This window comes from Prosthecobacter sp. (assembly GCF_014879935.1).
Classification (GTDB): Bacteria; Verrucomicrobiota; Verrucomicrobiia; order Verrucomicrobiales; family Verrucomicrobiaceae; genus Prosthecobacter.
The window spans coordinates 1-19507 of the sequence record NZ_JACSRD010000186.1 but is presented as its reverse complement, the minus strand read 5'-3'; the positions used below and the strand labels follow the sequence as shown (position 1 = coordinate 19507).

Genomic DNA, 19507 nt, shown 5'->3' with positions numbered 1-19507 from the left:
GCCCTGCAATCACGGACGCTGGAGGCAGCGTCACGAAAACGTCACAATGAGAACCACCGTGACGAGTGCGACAAGATCGTAACAAGGGAGCCTTTGGCATTGATGCGTCAATGCCGTCACAATCAAGGCCTCCCGATCATGAGCAGAATCTTGGTAGTCGATGACGAGAAGGATATTGTCGATCTCGTGAGCCTTCATCTCCAACGAGAAGGCCACGAGGTGGTCTCGGCGGGAAACGGGCTGGCCGTGCTGCCTGCGGCAGTGCAGCACTCGCCCGATCTCATCGTGCTGGACATCATGCTGCCCGGAATCGACGGCGTGCAGGTGCACCGCCGCCTGCGGGCGGACACACGGACACGTCACATTCCCGTCATCATGCTCACCGCCCGGGCGCAGACGAACGACCGCATCGCCGGCCTGGAAAGCGGTGCCGATGACTACCTCACCAAGCCCTTCAGCCCCCGCGAGCTCATGCTGCGCATCGGTGCCGTGCTCCGGCGCACGCAGAAGGTCGTCATGGTGGCCGAGCAGCGTCTCGGTGACTTCCTGCTCGACCGCAAAAACATGTCCCTGTCCATCAATGGCCGCCTGGTGGAGCTCACGATCACCGAGCTGAAGCTCATCACCACGCTGATGGCCAATCCCGACGTGATCCACTCCCGCGCCGAGCTGCTCAGCGCCGTGTGGGGCTACGCCGACGACACGCATTCCCGCACGCTGGACACCCACATCAAGCGCCTGCGCGACAAGCTGGGCGATCACGGACGGCACATCGGCACATTGCGCCGCCAGGGCTACTTTTTCCGAACTCATGCCGGGAGCACGCTGGAGAACGCATGATCGAGACGGCCACGGCAGAAGACCCTCGTCTGGAAACAGCCACGCGAACACGGGCCGCAGGAGCAGCCGCCTCATTGTGCCTGGGAGACGACTGCCATGTGTTCTCCACCCTCCTGGATGAGACCCCTCAGGGCATCCTGGTGGTGGACGAGGAAGACGTCATCACCCACGTGAACCTCGCCATGAGCGTGCTGTTTCTGCCGCTGCGTCTCGTGGTCGGTCAGACGTTCACCGCCCGTCAGGGGCTCAAGATCGTGGGTGATCTCATGGTCGAGGCACGGCAGAAACAAGAACGCGTCGAGGGAGAGCTGCGCTTCACCAGCGAGCACCCGACCGACGGTCATCACGAGCATTTTTACCGCGTGGTCGTCTCGCCCTGGCATGAAGACGTGCGCTCCGGCCTCTGGGTGATGGTGGAGGACACCACCGAACGCATCGTGACCGAACGCATCCGGCAGGACTTCGTCACCAATGCCGGCCACGAGCTGCGCACGCCGCTCTCCCTCATCCACGGCTACATTGAGACGCTGAAAGGCGGCCTGATCAAAAACCCGGCCTCCCTCCTGCGCTGCCTGGACGTCATGGAGAAACACAGCCGCCGCATGATGCGGCTGATCGACGACATGCTGACCATCTCACGCCTGGAAGGGCCGGATTCCCAGTTGCGGCCCGAGCCCTTCCTCGTGCGCGGCTGCGTGGAGGACGTGCTGGAACACCTCACCCCGCTGATCGAGCAGAGGCAGCCGGCGATCACGCTGCATTTCCCGCCCGACGGCGGCCTCATGCATGGCGACCGCTTTTACTGGGACCAGATCTTCACGAACCTCATCGAAAACGCGTTGAAGGAGAATCCACGCACCGGCCTGCGCATCGGCATCACCGGCCATTGGACTCGGCATGAGTGCATCCTCACCGTGGAAGACGACGGCGTGGGAATCGCCGCCGAGGACGTGGCATTCGTCTTCAAACGCTTCTATCGCTGCGCCAAAGATCACTCCCAGGAGATTCGCGGCACCGGACTGGGCCTCTCCATCGTCAAACGAGCCGTGGAGGCCCACGGCGGCTCCATCGAGCTGGAAAGCACCCCCGGCGTCCGCACCACGTTCACGATTCGTCTGCCGCTGCCGGATTGAGCCGCAGTTTTCGCTTCACAGCGCCTTCTTCAGGAACACGAGCTCCTCATCCAGCAGGAGGCCGCCGGGGACTTTCTCGGCGATCTGGAAGGCGCGGTCTGCCTTGCCCACCAGCGACAGCAATCCGGCCGCCACCGCCCTCTGTCCGGCGGGAAGGCGGGACGTGTCCTGCAAACCGGCCACGTGCTGCCGCATCGCAGCCGGGTCACCCAGGCGATAGGCCGCCAGCGCGTGCAACAAGTCCGTTGGCATGCGATCCATGGTCATCTCAGCCTCCGTGGCCGCCTGGCTGCCTGCACCGAGGCTTTTCAGGTCCACCGTCTCGATCTCCACGCCGAGGACCAGCCGGAGATAGACGAACTCCTCGGCGAAGGCGGTGCTGCTGGGACGGAGTTCGTGCAGTTGGCGGAAGATCGCCAGGAGCAGGCCCGTGTTCTTCGCCGCAAGAGCCAGCGTGGCGGCCTTTTGCAGGTCGGACACCGCGTCGTTCACCTGTCCTGATGCCACCGCCTTTTCCGCCGCCGCCTGATAACCCGCGGCGGCCGAATCGGCGAGGTGGTGCTTTTCCGCAACGGCAGCAGCTCCGCGCAGGACCGCCAGATTGCCCTCCACCTTCGCCGCTTCGATGGTGCGGTCAATCAACAGGCGCGCCTCACGTTTGTCCGGCTCGCGGTGGGCTTTCACCTCCGCCAATGCCAGCGTGACGAGGCCGCGATCCACCGGTGGATTGGGAGCGGTGAGGAACTCCTCCAGCTCCTGCCAGCGCTGCTGCTGCGCCAGGGTCTGCATGAGGATGGGATACAGCTCGCGCGATTTCACCGCGAGTGATGCCGGCACGAGGCGGCGCAGCTCATCGTATTCACGCTCGCGCATCAGCCACAAGGCGGTTTCCTCGCGGGTGCCCTCCCCTTCCTCGGTCAAACGTCTCACCTGCTCCCGCACGAGCGCCGGACGCTGGTCCGGCTTGAGACGCATCAGCACGGAGACAGCGGCCAAGGTGAGGCTGCGAGGCTTCAATGGATGATTCTGGGCGAGTTCGAGCAGCTCGGTGGCCTGGGCGGCGGTGAGCGCCGGGTCTTTGATCAATGACTCGATGGCAGGAAGCGCCACCTCGGTCTTCAGCCGGGCCGTGTCCCAAAGCTGGCCCCGGGCCTGCTGGCGGACTTCCGGAAAGGTGCTGCGCATGTTTTCCTGGCTCGCCTGGAGCCGCACCTGCGGATCATCCGTCCTGCCGTTCAAGGAGTGACGCGCCACCAGCTGGGCCTGCTGGGTATGCCCCTCCGCCTTCAACACGGCGGCCAGCAACTCCAGACGCCGCGCATTCACATCCGCCTCCTGCGGCACCTGGTCCAGCACTTCGCGTGCTTCCGGCAGCTTGCCGGTGGCGATGAGTGCCTCTGCCAGCAGCAATCTCTCGGCGGAGTTGAGCGGCTGGATCTCATCCAGCGTCTTCAGCCGTTGCGCCAGGCCGGCGGGATCGGAGCCGGTGGCCTTGTGAAACTCGATCAAGCCACGCAGCACCTCAGGATCTCCAGGTGCACGGCGGTTGGCCTCCGTCAGCAGTTTCGCGGCGAGCGGCCAGTCCTTCGCCGTCACGGCCTCCAGCGCCCTGCGTGTGTCAGTTCGAGCCATGGCGGCACGCATGGCCGTGCTCAGCGGTGTCCATGCGAACCACGCCAGCGCCAGCAGGCCGAAAGTGACGAGCGCGAAGACGGCGAAGGTGCCGATCTGCTCCTTCGGCGGAGGGACATCGGCCACCACGGGCTTCTGATTGGAATCTGGATCGAAATCGAAGGACATAGGTCGTGATCACTCCCCGGGGCGGTTGCGGCGGCGCTCGTCGTCATCACCGCTGCCACCACCGTAGCCGAGGACTTCGACGGTGATGACGGAGGGCAGTTCGTCGCCCGTGCCGGACGCCGTCTGCTGCTGGCTGTTCTGTTGCGCGGCATTGGTGGCCGTGGTGGCCGCCGCAGCGCTGGATCCGGCGCTGGAAACCGCGCTCATGCTCGGAGCGGCAGCAGCGGCAGCCGTCGGAGTGCCGGCGCTGCTGCCACCGGCGACGATGTTGGCCGCGTTCAGCACGATCGCAGCGGCGATGTTCAGGTTTCCAGTCGCACGGATGCCCGCATCACCCGCATCCACGGCACCGATGGGCGCGATGAGATCGACATTGCCCGGTGCGATGCCTGCGACCGTGGCCAGAACGCCGATGCCGCCGCCCGTGGCGAGACCTGCCAGGTCCGTGGCGACGCTGGCGCTCTGCGGATCGATGATCACGCGGGTGGGCGGGGCCGACTGCACCGTCTTGGACGATGAACCCGCCGCGATGTCGCCCACGGTGGACCAGATGTTGATGTCGCCACCCCGCAGCGTGAAGATTCGCGCGATGCCGATGCTGACATCCTGGTCGGCGAAGATGGAGATGTTTCCGCCGGACTCGGTGATGATGCCTGGAGGCGCGAGCGTCTCGCCAATCAACGTGGCAGCCAGTTCGAGACCGCCGCCGGGTGCCAGGATGCTGATGCTGCCGCCGCTCTTCGTGCGGATGTCACGAGCCTGGGTCGTGATGTCGCCGTCGAAAACATAGCCGTCGATAGGACGATCACGATCCATGAGTCGCTCGATGCCTTCCTTGTCGCCGCCCGGGCTGACCAGATCCGGCACCGTGAACATCGTCTGAATGGCCTCGTAACCCGCACGATAGGTGTTCACATCCGGACTGTCGGGATTGTTGCGATCACGGCCGGCATCTCGAAGGGCGAGGAAGAAGAGCGACAGCGCAAGCTGATCACGCTGGGCCGGTGTGAGCGCCGGATCATCCAGATTGATCGAGTTCGGCAGCAGCGTGGCTCCGGGCTCAGGAGTTCCAACGCTGATGGTTCCAGAGTTGAGAGTCACGACAGGCGCTGAGGGATCGCCGTCAGTGAACAAAATGCTGGTCGGCAGGCCGCGCAGGCCGTTGGACTGCAGCATCGCGGCCAGTTCCGCGAGGTAACGACGACCATCGAGCTCATACTTCGGCGCGGTCGGGCTTCCCGTGAGCACCCCCTGCGCATACTGGATGGCGTAGATGAAATCGGCGAACTTCGCATTCGAACTGCCCAGACCGGAGGCGACGCCGCCCAGACCTGCGGCGACGACGATGTCCGCCCCGGCAAACGGCAGGTTCGGGTTCCGCCCGTTGCCGATGCTGGTGATGCCCACGCCAGTGCCGTCCGCGTTGTTCGAGCCGGTGCCCAGGTTCAGGTCACGTCCCGCCAGCACCTGAAGCGTTCCCGGACCGCTGATCTGGATGTCACCTGATTTCGGCGTCTCGCCAAAGGCCGGCTGGTTGCCGCTCAGCGCTGCAGCCGTGCGTGAAGGTGAGTTCGCGTTGTAAGCGATGATGTCGCGGCCGCTGGACACCACGGAGACATCACTAGCACGCAGATTCTGGAGATAGAAGGCCACATCCGTGATGTCCCGACTGGCCAGAATGGACGTCTGCTTTGGCGAGAACAAGGTCAGGCCCGAAATGTCGCCACCCGAGGCGCTCACCATCACAGGCCGTGCGTCATTCGCATGCAGCAGACCAGACGCATGCAGCCCCTGCTTCACCTGCAACGAAGCGTAAGTGCCCGCTGTCGATCCTGATTCGGCGAACAGCAGATCGAGGCCCTGCATGAACAATGCGTCGGTGAGGCGTGCCGCGTTGTTGTTGATGGGCACGGCCGCGTCGAAAAAGACCGAGTGGTAGGCGAACGGCGTCAGCGCCGCTGGAAGGGCTGACGGGCTGGCGTCGGAAAGATTGATGCTCGACGACACCCACACCGTCGTCTGCCGGCCCGGCACGAGCGTGGACGACACACCGGCGGGCAGAAGGCCGTTGACGGACCCGCTGGCGACGATTTCCAGGTTCCCCGTCGGTGACGGAGACAGATTCAGCCTGCCCACCACATTCACATCCCCGGCGAACGCGGTCGCCTGCAGCGAGGCAGGCATCAGGGTGCTCAGCGTGGCAAAGGGATCCACGCTCGTCTCCACCAGGCGCAGCCAGGGCTGGTAGGACGACGCCGAATTCGAAGTCAGCAGCAGCACCTCCTTCATCCACAGGTTCAGCATGCCTTCAGGCGCCACAGCGTTGGGAATCACCGCCGACTGGCGGAAAGTCACGTCGCCACCGAGCGAGACGACACTCACACTGGCGTCGGTCGAGTAGGTGGAGAAGTAGGTCTTGTACCAGTGCTTGTTGTTCAAGCCCTGTGGCAGCAGCATCGTGTTCGCCACCGGCCCGATCAGCGCATCACCTCCCGCGCTGATGTCGAGGCTTCCCCGGCCCAGGAAAAAGGTGGTCGGCAGCCAGGTCTGCTCCGCGTAGATCACCGGAGCCGGTGAAAGCCTGCCCAGGGACGGCGAGCGCGTGGAGTTCGTGGTGATCTCGTTCCGGGCGGACAGCTCCGCGTTGCCACGCTCCACGTAATAGACTCCGCCGTCGATGTTGCGCCCCGCCGTCACCGTCACATCACCGCCGCCGTGCTCCAGCAAGGAGTCCGCACCTGGGCTCCCGCGGGCGGCACGCGCGTTCGTCGGCGCATGAGCGCTCACGTTCTGCACGTCACGTCCCGCGTTGAGATCCACGTTGCCTCCGCCCAGGGCGGCCACTCCATCGAAGAAGTTGCTGAAATCAATCCACCACGTGGTCGAGGCAGCCGCGTCGTTGATGCGGCGGATGCCACCGGCGGACACCACGATGGCACCATAGTCACCGTCGGCGTTCACATAGCCACGACGCATCAGCCAGTTGTTGGGAAGCTGGCGCTGGGAGTCGATGACGAGGTTGTTGCCCGAGTCACGCGTGTAATGAATGATGTCCTGCTGCGCGGTCACCGCCACATTGCCGCCCGCCATGCTGTATTGCGCGGCGTAGAGCTGCTGGATCGCCCCGAGAACACCCTGGGCGGGGAACGAATTCGTGGAAGGTGTCACGATCGGCCGCACAAAGTCACTCGCGGTGAAGATGGATGTGATGCTGGTCACAGCCGTGCCGGCGGTGTAGATCGTGGCGAACGGGTTGAGCAACTGCACGTCACGACCGGCGGCGATCTCGATGTCCCCCGTGCCTGTGCGGATGACCTGGAAGCGGTTCGACGTCGTCGCGGCATTGGTGCCATTGTCTGGATTGATCGCCAGCCGTGTGAGGGCATCAGCGCCCGGCGAGGAATTCACGCCCGCGCTGGAAGGCACGGCCTGCCCGGCATTCTTGCCGAGCAACAACGAGCCGCTGCTGCCTCCCAGTCCGGCCATGAGCATGACTTCGCGGAAATTGACCGCTGCGAGATCCGATCCCGCAGACAGATGATAGGACCAGCTCTGCGAATTGACTGGCAGGGCGTTGTTGCGGGCCGTCAGGGTGGCCACCCACATGCTCTCCACCGCATTGCCGCCCGCTGGCGTGAAACCATCGCTCAGAGTGTTATAGAACTCCAGATTCCCTGCGGCACGCAGCGTCAGCATGCCCGCGGCGCTGTTCGGACCATAGCGGAAGGTGGCCAGGTTCCAGTCAGCACCAGCGCCGGACGTCGTGGAGCCCAGCACGATGTTCCCGCCCTGATTCACGATCTCCATGCCGGGTTGCAGCACGGACACGCTTTGCAGCGCGGCGTTCCCTGCCAGCAGCCGAGACATCATGCTGTTGTAGTTCACGTTCCCAGCACCGAAGAAACTGCTGGCGTCGGTGTTCAGCGTCGTCGTCGTGATCGTTTCATTGGTGATCGCCGTGGTTCCGGCACGGATGATGACATTCGCCTGGTTGAAGCTGTAGAGACGGTAGCCCTCGATCTCCACACTGGATGGATCGATGAAGGTGCCGGCGATCGGATCGACGAGCAGATCGGTGAACGTGCCGTTCTGCGGCGCACGGAGGTGAACCTTGCCGCTGAACTGGCCGCGGAAGGCGCTGGAACCGATCACATCCACGCCACCGGCGACTTTTTCGGCCACCGACAGATTCAGAGTGGAACCGCTAGCGATGTTCACCCTGCCCGTGCCGGCCACGCCATTGCGCTGGGAGCCGGACTCGATCCAGATCGCGCCGCCTTTGCCCGCGTTGTCGAATTCCTGGCCTGCCACGGTGAGCAACGAGCCCGAATTCAGTGTGACGTCGCCATTGGCGATCAGATCGATGCGACCGCCCGTCTGTCCGGAGGCATTCACTGTTCCATTCACGGTGATGGAGCCCTGATCGACGCCGAGCAGGAAGCGATGCGCGTTCACGACGCCATTGATCGTGACGCTGCCGCTGCGGACGCGCATGTCGCGTGACTGGGTGAAGGAACCCGCGTTCAAGATGTCATTGAGAGCGTCAAAAGAGGCCAGCGTGCCGACATCGATCCGTGCCGAGGCCGTTTCACCGCCTGTTCCGGCCTGGCCCAGCAGCGTGCCGCTCAAGTTGAGGTTTCCGGCTGCGTTCAGCACGAGCAGTCCCGCGTCACCACCGCCAGCCATGGCGGCCAGATTGATGATGCTGTCAGAAGAAAGCATGACGTCACCCGCATCAGCGGTCAGGGACACTTGTCCGGCATCTGTATGGCGCACCGTGTCAAAAAACGTCCGCGTGGCGCCGCCTGCGTCGAGCAGGCCATCGACCACCAGGTTCCCGTTCGTCGCCCGCATCGAAATGACGCCGCTGGGCAGCAGGATGCTGGTGTTGGCGAAGACGCTGGCCCCTTCGAAGGTCACCTGGGCGCCCAGTCCCATCGTCACCGGCGTGTTTTGCGCTCCGCCGGGGCGGAACAAAGTCAGGCTGCCCGCCGCGGCGAAAGTCTGCGTGGCATTGCCTGAAGCGATGAAAAAGGGCGTCACCGCGCTCAAATCACCCTGCGCCCGGAAGGAACCCGAACCCTGCATGGCGATGCCGTGGGAGGCTGTGAGCGCCACAGAGGCGAACTGCTCCACCACGAGTGCGTTTTGACCGATCGTGATGGTGGGAGCCACCAGGCTCAGACTGCCCGAAAGGGCCGCCACCGGGCCGACCACCGAGCCATTGGCGCTGTTGCTGAGCAGCAGAGCGTCTGCAGCGGTGATGCTCACCGATCCACCGCCGTTGTTGAAGCCGCGAATCTCCCCCGCGCTCAAAGCCAGCGTGCCAGCCGAGTCGAAACTCCCGGTGCCATACAGATCGAGCGCCGTGTAGCTGAGCAACGACAGCGATTCCGTGAGCCTCAAAGCGTCCAGGATGTCGCCACTGAGCACGAGACCTGCGTCAGGCTGGAGAGCGCCCGGACTGTCGAGCTGGATGCTGAGGCGTCCGCTGTTCAAATTCACTGCTTTTGCGTCCGCATCCAAGACCGCCTCCGGATTCAAGCTGGTCGCGTTCGATGAGTCGAGCGTGATGCTGACACCAGAAACCACTGCTTCAGCGCCGATGACGAGCTGCGGCAGGCCGGAGGCCGTCACACCGGATCGTGAAGTCTGCGCGGACGCGACACCACTCACGCGCACCAGCGTGCCATTGCCGCTGAGGAGGAACGCATCGGCTGCGGCTTGCGCCTCCGTCTGGCGGATTTCCGCTCCATCCGCGAGGGTGAGCGTGCCGCTGGCGGCCAGGACGATGTCGCGACCCGTCAGTGGCGCACCTGCGTTGTCCAGCGTCAAATTGGTGGTGCGAACGGCAATGCTGGAACTGCCAGCGCCCTGTGTGCGCACTCCGCCGATGAGGAGGCTTTCCGCCTGCCAGCCATTCAGCAGCGTGGCGTCCAAAACGAGCTTCCCAGGCTGTGCAGGCGCCCCGGGCGCGGCGATGACGATGTCCAGCGGGCTGCTCACATCCACGCGGCCGCCACGCCCGGCCGCTGCACCGGCGGTCAGGCTTCCGAGCAGTTGCATCGACTGCTGCGCGTCGAACAGCACATAGCCAGCATCCTTGGAAGTGAGCGCCACAGGCAGGCTCAAAGCGGTTTGAGCCGCAGGAAGGAAGACATCAGCGGTGAAATCGACGTATTCCGCCCGCGCTTTGACGACGCTGAGCGGAGCCACCTCAAACTGCTGGTACAAACGGCCCGTGACATCGGGGTTCAGGCTGTTGAAACGATAACCGCTCGCCAGCACCGCACCACCTGGCTTCACCTGAGCGGAGGTGATGATGCCGGAGCTGTCAGGCGTGACCAGCATGGCACCCGGCAGCAGCGCGTAACGTGCCGGCAGCAAGGTGTAAACGCCTTCAGCCACTCCGGGAGCCGCCTTCAGGAAGATGCGGTCTCCTACCGACAGCGTGTCGTTCGCATAACCGGCATCACCGCCGAGGTTTTCGACAAACAGACCGGAACTGGCAAACGGAGCGAAGGGCGCGAAGGACGAAGCGTAGGCGGGCAGGATGGCAAAGCTGCCATCGGTGTCGAGGATGTCGCTGGTGCCGCCATTGCCTTCCACCCAGCGGTAACCATAGAGCTCGCCACCACCACGGATGTCGATGCTGGAGCCAGCCTCCGTGACGACGCTGTTCGCGCCGAGTTTGATCGACTTGTCAGGAGCGCCGATGCTGGTGATGTCGAAGCCGGTGGGATCGATCCAGTTCGTGCCGTCTTTGAGGATGCCATATGGAATGCGCACTCCTGCCCCGGTTTGGGGATCAATGGCACTCACGGAGGTGGTGCTGCCGCTTTGCAGGGTGATCTGCTGCGCCACCGGCACGGCTGTGTTCGTCACGAGTCCTTTGGGAGCCGTACCGCTGCCATCCCAGCCGAGCGTGATGGTGCCCAGCGGTGCACGCAGGGTGCCCCCTTGAATGATGTTCGATGCGTAGATGCTCAGACGCCCGCCGCCGGACAAAGGCAGCTCCGGGGTCTGTCCGGAGGACGTGATGGTGACCGACCCGCGCGTCAGATTGCCGCTGACGGTGTAGTCGTAGGCCGTGATGGTGAAGGTGGAGGCTGTGACTGGATAGATCTGGCCTGCGGTAAGGGTCAGATCGCCAGCGATGTCAAAGTAGCCGCTGCCGCGCAGCTCCTGACGTGCGGTGAGCGCGGCCTGGCCGATGTTTTGCAGCGAAAGGAAGCCGGTCTCGATCAAATCGGCCGTGACTTCGAGCCGTCCGCCGCCATGCGTCGGACTGAAGTTGCTGGCAAAGAGTCCCACGCTCGTGGTGATGAAAAAGGGATTCAGCAGCTCCTCGTCACGAGTCGGTGCGGCCAGTGGCGTGCCAAGGGACACATACGAGGCCTCCAGCCGCACGAGCGAGTCGGCGGAAAGCACGCCGCCATCGGCGATCTTCAAGTATCCGGCCGCCGCGACATCCACAGGACCGACAAACTGGACATTTCCCTTGAGATTGAGCGAGTCGAAACCGCCGCTGGTGAAGGAGTTCATGCCGAAATAGCCGATGCTCTGGATCGCTCCGCCGGATGAGTTCACCAGCGTGCTGCCGAGCACCTGGCCACCCGCGAACACCGGCTGTGTGAACATGGCCATGTCCTGCGCCACCATGAGTGAGAGGTCCTTGTCGTTGTCATCGCTTCCGCGCAGGATGAACCGGTCGGAGCTGACGGTCACTGTGCCGCCGGCGGCAGTGGCGCCCCCTGCCCCGCCTTGCAGCGTGGCATTGCTGAACAGCAAGTCGCCCCCATGCAGCGTGATGGAACCGCCCGCGCTGTCGATCTGCGTGGCGACCGGCTGCGCCTCCTGCACCGGCCGCGTCACACCGGTTCCGGGGAACAGAGCAGCGGAATACAAGCCCGCCGTGAACACATCGGCCGTGCCTGCCTGCGGAGGCAGCAAATCGAGCACTCCGGTGGTTCCTGAGACATCGAGCACGCTGCCTGAGTCGGCGACGATGTTTCCTTCGATCACGATGGAACCGCCGTCATAAACGTGGCCGGTGCGCAGGCCGAACGCGTCTGCCAGGAGCACCACCTTGCCTGCGGTCGAAAGCCGGCTGCCAGTGCCGAGATGGACGGTGACCTGGCCCGCGGTGGGATCGCTGTCCCGCGGATAATGCAGATCGCCGGACACGCTCAAACTGCCGCCAGGCGCGAGGACACTGCCAAACAGCTCGATCGTCTGGCCGTCGAATGCGACGGAGCCGAGCGCATCGGTTTCGATGGAGGAGCCTGACTGCGTCTCGATGCGGCCCCGGATCTTCAGCACCTGAGTGATCACATCGCGGACACCGGGCGCCTCAAACAGCAGCGACGCGGCCGGACGGTAGCCCTCAGGCTTCAAAAGGGTGCTCACTGTGAGCGAATCCGGCCCGCCCTGCGGGTCCACGATGGCCTGCAGGCTGAGAACCTGCGGGCGGATGGAGCTTCCGGCGCTGACCAGAACGCCCGGCAGGAAACTCTCAACTCCGCCGGAAGTCACATCAATGCCGAGGCCGGTCAGATGAAACGAGTCAAAGCCGCCGAGGCTGAAGAACTCCGGCTGCAACAGCAGCGCGTCCGCATGCACCGCCGTGCCGCCGAACTGGATCACGGGCGCTTGCAGTGTGAGATTGCCACCGCTCGCGCCTGAAAGGCCGGTCAAGGTGCCGCCCAGCGAGAGATGCCCGCCCAACAATGAGGTGAATGCCGGATCGTGCCCGCCCTTCAAGGTCAGTGAACCGGCGTCGGCGTAAATGACATCCGCATTTTCGTCGATGTGGAATCCGCCAGACACATCCAGCAGGCCGCCCGTCGTGATCTCCGTGATGAAGGCATCGATGCTGATGCCGCCACCCTGGGTGGTGAGCGCGTAACGGCTGGAACCGTCCGTGTTTTGATAGAGCACATCCAGCGGCACCAAGCCGCGTGTGGTGGAGCCGAGACGGTCATCCACGATGATGCCCGCCGTGCTCAAGATGGCCGAGGAACCCACAGTCACGCGACCGCGCAGCGGATTCACCGTTGGAATCACGGCTCCAGGGCCTTGGGCCTTCAGCATTGCCGTGGTGTAAGGCGAGACATTGTAGGCGATGAGGTCAATCGTTCCGCCCGGGGCCACGATTCCGCCTTCAATCGTCACATTCGCGCCGCGAAGCGTCACCGAGCCGGTGAGCGGAGCCTCCAGCATGAATCCCGCAGGCACGGTGATGTTTCCGTCGCTGTTGTCCACGAGCAGGGAGCCGAAACCCTGCGTCGAGAGCAGCGTGGGAGAAAGCACCACGGCATCCTGCCGTTCCGCACGCAACGCCAGCGGGACTCCGCTGCCATCGAGGGCGAAGGCAGCGGCCGCAGGAAGCGTGGAGGATGCGCCAAACTCAAGTTCCGGCGGTTTTGGCGAGTAAAACGGCAGTTCCAGCGGCGCACGGCTCAACTGCTGCGCTCGAAAGTAGATCGATAAACTGGAAGGCGTCGGCGCCGATTCGATCTGCTGCGGTCCGGTGACCGTGTTGCCCACGAGGCTGCCATCCAGCGCCATGGACGCAGCCGCCAGCATGATGCCGCCGCCGTTCGCGCCCACGCTGTGCGCGGCCTCATGATGACCTGCGGCAGCAAACAACGACGACGAACCCGAGGTAGTCGCCCAACGTGGATCCGTTGAAGAGCTGTCCGGCGTGTAGATGCCGTCATAAACGATGTCCGCGCGCGCGTCCGCGATGTCCACGAGGTTGCCTTCATGGATCAAACGCGAGGTCTGCACAAAACCGGCATCGTAATCCTGGTAACCGCCGGAAACGTCCACTTTCGCGCCAGCCTGCATCACGACCGATTCACCAGCAGCGATGCTGACCGTGCCGCCGGCGACGGTGAGCTGGCCCACGTTGCGCTCGATCACGCCGAGATAACCCGTGAGATCCGCCAGCGGGGTGCCCACCCATTCCGTGCCATCGCTGCGTGTGCCGTGCTCGCGCAGATCGACGGTGACGGTCTGCCCCCGCAGGATGCCATTGCGCTGCAAGGCCGAGTCCGCCAGCTCCGCGGCACGCAAAGTGACCTCCAGGATGTATTGATCAATGCTGGCAGCGATGGCGGTGGAGCCAGCCACGCTGACCACGGCCCCTTCGTCGAAGTAAACCTGGCCGGAGGCATGTGCGAAGTCCTGGTTGGTCAGGCCGAGCGTCAAAATCACATCCCACACGCCGGCACTGAGCGCCACATCCGCATTCGGGGCATAAACCACCGAATCCATGCCGAGGTGGACGCCCAATCCCTGCATGTTGATCTGGGACTTCAAAGCCAGCTCCGTGCCAACGACCTTCAAGGCGCTCTCATACTCCGGCAGGATCTGGATCACCGACCCAGCTCCGGTGCTGACGATGCCGGTCGAGACACCGGATTGATAAACGAAAGGCTTGCCGAACTCCGGCACGGTGGGGCTGAAGTTAATGTTCGGCACCGCGTTGTAGTTCGCCAACAGATCGACGCGACCATTCAGAGCGGCCGAGGTGGTGCTGTTGATGAAGCCGTTCTGGTTCACGTTTTTGCCGGTGATGACAATGCTGCCGCGTGGCGCCTCGATCAGTCCCGCATTGGTCGCGGTGCCGCCGTAGGTGCCAACGCTGCCGACATACACATCCAGCCCGCGCAGGGATGGATCGTCCGAGCTGTGCGCGTCAAAACCCACCTCCATGCCTGCGGCGAGGATGGTCTGGCCGTCCGGCGTGCTGATCGTGCCCTCATTCGTCACATTCGGTCCGATCAACGCCACGCGGCCGCCGACATTGGCCGAGGAAGTCGGCGCGGTGATGCGGGCGCCGGCCTGCACCGTCACATTGCCGATGCGGCCGGATGCGGGAGGTGACGGCGGTGTGTAAGCCGGTGTCGGCCCCTTCGTGCCCGCCGGCTGGGCGTTGGCGGAGAAAAGGAACTGCGAGTCGGGATTGTTCAGCAGGCCGCGGGTGATGAGATTGTCATTCATCGGCAGCGACGAGGCCACGAGCGTGCGTGTGTCCACCGTGCTGGTGCCGCCAAAGATGATGCCGTTCTGATTGATGAGATAAACCTGGCCCTGGGCCTCAATGGAGCCGAGGATCTGCGTCGGATTGCCGGAGGGATCGTTGATCGTGTTGAAGGCGATCCAGTTCCCCACGTCCTCGCCACCGGCGCTCTGGTCGAAACGCACGGCCGTATTGCTGCCGACATTGAATGTCTTCCAGTTCAGCAACGCCTGCTGCTGCGTCTGCTGGATGCTGACGATGGTACGCGCGTTTTCCAACGACTGCTGGGGAGAAGCGGCACCGGTCGGAATGCCGTTGAGTTCCAAGCCGCCTGTGACGAGTCCATTCGGCACATCGGGCAGCGTTTGCCCCGGGAAGTTCGGGTTGGCCCCCAGATTGTTCGACCCGGCGGCGGCTGCACGCGCCGCCTCCTGCATGGCCGTGACAGCCTGCAGCGCCATGGTGTTCCGCGCCAGCATGTCCTGCGCGTTGGTGCGTGCCTGTGCCGTCGCGGCGGCGGTGTTGATGGCAGCCGCGTCGGGCGTGGCAGGGGTTCCTCCCGCGGCGGGAGTGGCACCGGCAGCCGCGCCCATACGCAGGATGTCGCCCGCCTGAGTGCAGGGCGTCAGAAGCATCAGCAGCACCAGCAAATGCGCCAGCACGACGTGGAACAGTGGCAGCCTGGACAGGCTGGAAGACAAATCAGAGCGCTTCATCAAGAGGATCAGGGTTTGGTGACCGCATCCCCGGGCGGGGATTCGTGAAGCAGCTTTGACAGCGCCACCTCGTTCACAGCCACAGGGTGTTTTTGCAACATTTCCGTCATGTAGGCCTGCATGCTGGCGCGTGTCTTCTCAGCCCGCAGACGCCGGGCCAGTTGCAGCCGCACCTGGTCAAAAATGGGGGTGAAGGGCTCGCGCATGTCGAGCACCTTGAGGATGTGCCAGCCGTCCTTCAGCCGCACGGGTTCGGAAATGACGTTCACGCGCAGCTTGGGCAGTTGCGCGAGGATCTCCGGCTGGATCTGCTTCTCGGAAAGCCAGCCGATCTCGCCATCACGCGACGCGCTTTCCTTGTCCTCGCTCACTTCACGGGCCACGGCGCCAAAGGCGGCCGGATTGTCCTCCAATCGCTGCCGCAAAGTCTGCAGCTTCTTCTCAGCGCCCGATCCTTCCCCGATGAAGATCTGCGCCAGCCTGAAGGAACGCGGAACGGTCAAGGCATCGCGGCTGCTTTCATACGCGGCCTTCAATTCGGCCTCGCTCGGATAACTGGCCGGCGGTTTGCACAACGACTTGAGGTAGGTGTCCGTGATCGCGGCCTCACGGGTGCTCTTGAGCAGCGGCTGGATGGACGGCTCCACGTCCCATTGCTTCTCCAGCGCCTCCTGAAGGATCAGACGCTGCACCAACATCGATCTCACCAGCTTTCCGAGCGTGGCGGGATCTCCCGCCAGCGCCTCCTTCTCCACGCCATCCAGCCGTGCGAGCGATGCCTCCACCTCGCTTTGACGCAATTCGAGGTCACCGATGCTGCCGACGACACGATCTGTCTCCTGCGCCTGCAAAGCAGGCACCCAGGCGAGCAACAGCGCGAAGCGCAGGATGGAGTGACATGCGATCATGTCAGCGCTTGGCATTGGCTGGAGGTGAGGCCGGAGTCTTCGGCGCGTCGTCAGGCTTGATCTTGCCGTCCACCAGCTTGTCGGAGTAGTCCTGCACCAGCGTCTCCAGTTTCACGCGCATATTGCGGGTGAAGGGCTCGCGGGCGGCGATGGCGGTTCCCAGGCCGAAGCTTTCATACTTGGAAAGCACTTCACTGCCGATGCGGAACAACTCGTCGTTCTTGCGCTGATGATCAGCCACCTTCCGGTCCAGCAGGATGACCCGGGCCGCCATCTCCGCGCGCTGCGCGTCGATCTTGCGGGCCTCGTCGGTGATCTGCTGGTGCGCCACCTTCCACTTCGCCACGGAATCCTCCAGCCGCAGCCGCTGCTGCTCCTCGGCGGCGATCTTCTCCTTCAGTTCGGCGATGAGCTTCGCATCCGCGTCCTTCTGTGCGTTGCTTTCCTTGGCCAGTGTCTTGAACTTCGTGTCCAGGCTCTTGAGCTTGTCCTCCAGCTCCACATTCGCGGCTTGCAGCGTGGCGCGTTCGGCCTCGGTCTTCTGCTGCTGGATCATCACAGTGCGGAGCTGGTCGCGCATGCGTTTGAGCACGGCCATGGCAGGATCGGCCTCCTCCGCGGCCCAAAGGGAGCCGGCAATAACTGTCACAAGGGTAAGCAGGGCGATGGGATGTTTCATGGTTAGAACTTGGCGCTGAAGTCGATGAGGAAGACGTCCGTCTGGAGCTGCGGACCGGCGATCTGGGAGGCGCTCATGTAGGCCATGCGCATCCAAGTGCGTTTGGAGAGCGCCAGCGCGGCATTGAGCGTGTAGCCCTCCATGTTGGTGCCGCCGCCGCCGAAGACGGAGTCGTTCAGACCATCGATCACCGCGTCGGATTCCACATGGCGGTAGCCGATGCCCAACGCCCAGTCGCCCGGTTTGTCGAAGGCAGTGATGGCCTTGCCGACATTCACTCCCATGTACCAAGCGGTGTCGCCGCCATCGAAAGCACCCGCGCCGCCACCCGTACGGTTGTTCACCGCGAAGGCGTTGATCGCACTTTGGTCAAAGGCCAGGTTCTTGATATACTCGCCCAGCAGCGAGACCTGCACCGGCTCGAACTGGTTGAAGTCCAGCCTCCCAGCCCACGCGATCTGGCGGAACTCGCTGGCGAGACCGAAGTACTGATACTGGTTGGTGGTGCCGAAACCATTGAGCGCCGTGGGCGTGATGTTGCGGATCGGACGATAGGTGTTCCCCTTCTGCGCGAAGAGCGGTCGGCTGTTGTCGGTGTTTCCAGCGTCCGTGGGGTCCAGCGGCACAAAGGGATCGGACAGACGGCCCTCAATGTTCTTCCAGTCGTAATAGGCCAGACTCATCTTCGCCTCGATGTCCTCGGTGATCTTGAACTCGACCCCGAACTGAGCGGCGAAGAGATATTTGTTGTAGCTCTCAAACTTGGCGGCGTTGTGCGAGGCGAAATTCAGGTCGCTGTTGAACACTGGGAACGCGCCACCGGTGAGGAACGCCTTGAAACCAGGCTTCCACTGGTTGCTGACCTTGAAGGCGATGCCGTCCAGCCCGACGTCCTCGTCCCACATGATCTGGCTGGAGTTCATGAACGGATTGTCGAAACGGCCCAGCAGCATCGTGACATTGGCGTGGTCCAGGAAGGAGGCCTCGTACTTGATGAAGGCGCGGTCGAGCCACAGTTCATACTTCGAGAAGTTGCCCCCCTGACCGCCACTCCCGGCGCTGGCAGAGCCGAGCGTCTGATTGGTGGAGATGGGCGAATTGTTCGCGCCGGTGGCCATGCGAATGCCGGCAGTGAAGCCATCCTCCAGGTCAATGTCGAAGCCGATGCGCGTGCGCAGACGGGTACGCTCACGATCCTGGTCCACATTGAGCTGCGGAGAGAAGACCGTGCCCGAGACATCAAATGGAGCTCCGGTGTTGATGGCGTTGAAGTTCGGAAACACGCCTGTGTTGTCGTTTCCGGGCGCGAACATGAAGTTGTCATGCCGCATGCGGATGTCGCCGAAGATCTTGATGCGCTGCGTCCACTCGGGAGCGGAGTTCGGAGCGGCCCACTGCTGCGCACGAGCCTGGGCGAAGACCTCGGTACGCAACTGGTCGCGAATCTGGGCCTTCACCGACTCCGGAATGTAAGTGACGCGCACTTCCTCGGCGTCGGGCTCGACCGGCGGCATCGCGTTCTGCGCCGCCACGGCCGCCTGGGTGTCCGCCAGGGCCTGAGCCTGCGCTTTGGCGAAGGCGGCGTCTTCCTCCGCGCCTTTGATCAAATCTGCCGCCTCCGAATGTGTCAGCACGCCTTTCTGCACGAGACGGTTGATCAGGTTCAGCGTCACGTTTTGCGATGGAGCGGCCAAAATCGGCTGCGGAGCCGCGCCGGCCGGGTCCGGCAGCACGGCGGAGGCCTGTGCGGGATCAAGCGGGATCTCCTGTGTCACTGCTCCAGGCTCCGCAGTGCTGGGGGCGGCCGCAGGGGCGTTTTCGGCCAGCAGCGGCCCGGGCAGGGCCGGTTCCGCTGCATGAAGCAGCACGGGCTGCATCGCGGCGCACAATGAGGCGGTGAAACAGGCGAACTGGCGGCGCCAGACTTGGGAGGATTTGAGCATGGGAGCGGTGAAAAGGAGAACTCAGTTCGATTTGCGGGCGGTGAGCCGCAGATTGATGGGCATGGGCATGTCGTCCGGGGGCGGCTCATTGAGCACGAGGCCGCTGAGCACCTCGTTTTCGATCGCGGTGTCGAGCGCACGGTCACCCGTGCTGCTGCCGAGCCTGACACGGTTGATGCGCCCGGTGTTGTCAGCCCAGACCTTGACCGTGTTGGTGAAGCCGGCGCGTTTGGTCAGAGGATGCTTGCGCAGGGCATCAGCGATGCGGTTCTGCACGGTGCCGGCATACCAGCCCCATTTGCTGCCGCCACGACCACTGCCGCCGCCGATCATGCCACGTCCACCACCACCGCCGCCGACACCGAGTCCGCTGCTGCCATCACCACCAGTGAGCGCCGTGCCGAGCGGTTCGTCCTTCGGTTCATCGGCAGGCTTGTCGTCCGGCTTTTCGGCGATCTC

At 63.8% G+C, this 19507-nt stretch carries 8 protein-coding genes; 2 read left to right on the top strand and 6 right to left on the bottom strand.

The window, feature by feature from the left end:
- The first annotated feature begins 138 nt into the window (after positions 1 to 138).
- Both IAE77_RS20255 and IAE77_RS20250 read left to right on the top strand, forming a co-directional pair.
- Positions 139 to 840: a response regulator transcription factor gene (locus tag IAE77_RS20255; RefSeq protein WP_294230684.1), complete on the top strand. Its 702-nt coding sequence runs from the start codon at positions 139 to 141 to the stop codon at positions 838 to 840.
- Positions 837 to 1973 (top strand): ATP-binding protein, encoded by a 1137-nt coding sequence (locus tag IAE77_RS20250; RefSeq protein ID WP_294230680.1) that lies wholly within the window; start codon positions 837 to 839, stop codon positions 1971 to 1973. The genes IAE77_RS20255 and IAE77_RS20250 overlap by 4 nt, the downstream gene beginning before the upstream one ends.
- A 15-nt stretch (positions 1974 to 1988) precedes the next feature.
- Here IAE77_RS20250 and IAE77_RS20245 read toward each other — a convergent pair whose 3' ends face one another.
- From IAE77_RS20245 to IAE77_RS20220, 6 genes are all read right to left on the bottom strand, one after another.
- Positions 1989 to 3773, bottom strand: a complete 1785-nt coding sequence (locus IAE77_RS20245) for a tetratricopeptide repeat protein (RefSeq protein WP_294230677.1) — start codon at positions 3771 to 3773, stop codon at positions 1989 to 1991.
- A 9-nt stretch (positions 3774 to 3782) separates the two neighbouring features.
- Positions 3783 to 15518, bottom strand: a complete 11736-nt coding sequence (locus IAE77_RS20240; RefSeq protein ID WP_294230800.1) for a filamentous haemagglutinin family protein — start codon at positions 15516 to 15518, stop codon at positions 3783 to 3785.
- A gap of 8 nt (positions 15519 to 15526) precedes the next feature.
- Complete coding sequence (locus IAE77_RS20235; protein WP_294230674.1) at positions 15527 to 16426, bottom strand: peptidylprolyl isomerase; 900 nt, start codon at positions 16424 to 16426, stop codon at positions 15527 to 15529.
- Between the two features lies 1 nt (position 16427).
- Positions 16428 to 17105, bottom strand: coding sequence for a hypothetical protein (locus tag IAE77_RS20230; RefSeq protein WP_294230671.1), 678 nt, complete (start codon positions 17103 to 17105; stop codon positions 16428 to 16430).
- Positions 17106 to 17107: 2 nt separating this feature from the next.
- A complete protein-coding gene (locus IAE77_RS20225; protein WP_294230668.1) occupies positions 17108 to 19048 on the bottom strand; it encodes a putative porin in 1941 nt (646 codons plus the stop codon).
- A gap of 21 nt (positions 19049 to 19069) precedes the next feature.
- Positions 19070 to 19507 (bottom strand): TonB C-terminal domain-containing protein (locus IAE77_RS20220; protein WP_294230663.1); only part of this gene is annotated, 438 nt, incomplete at its 5' end.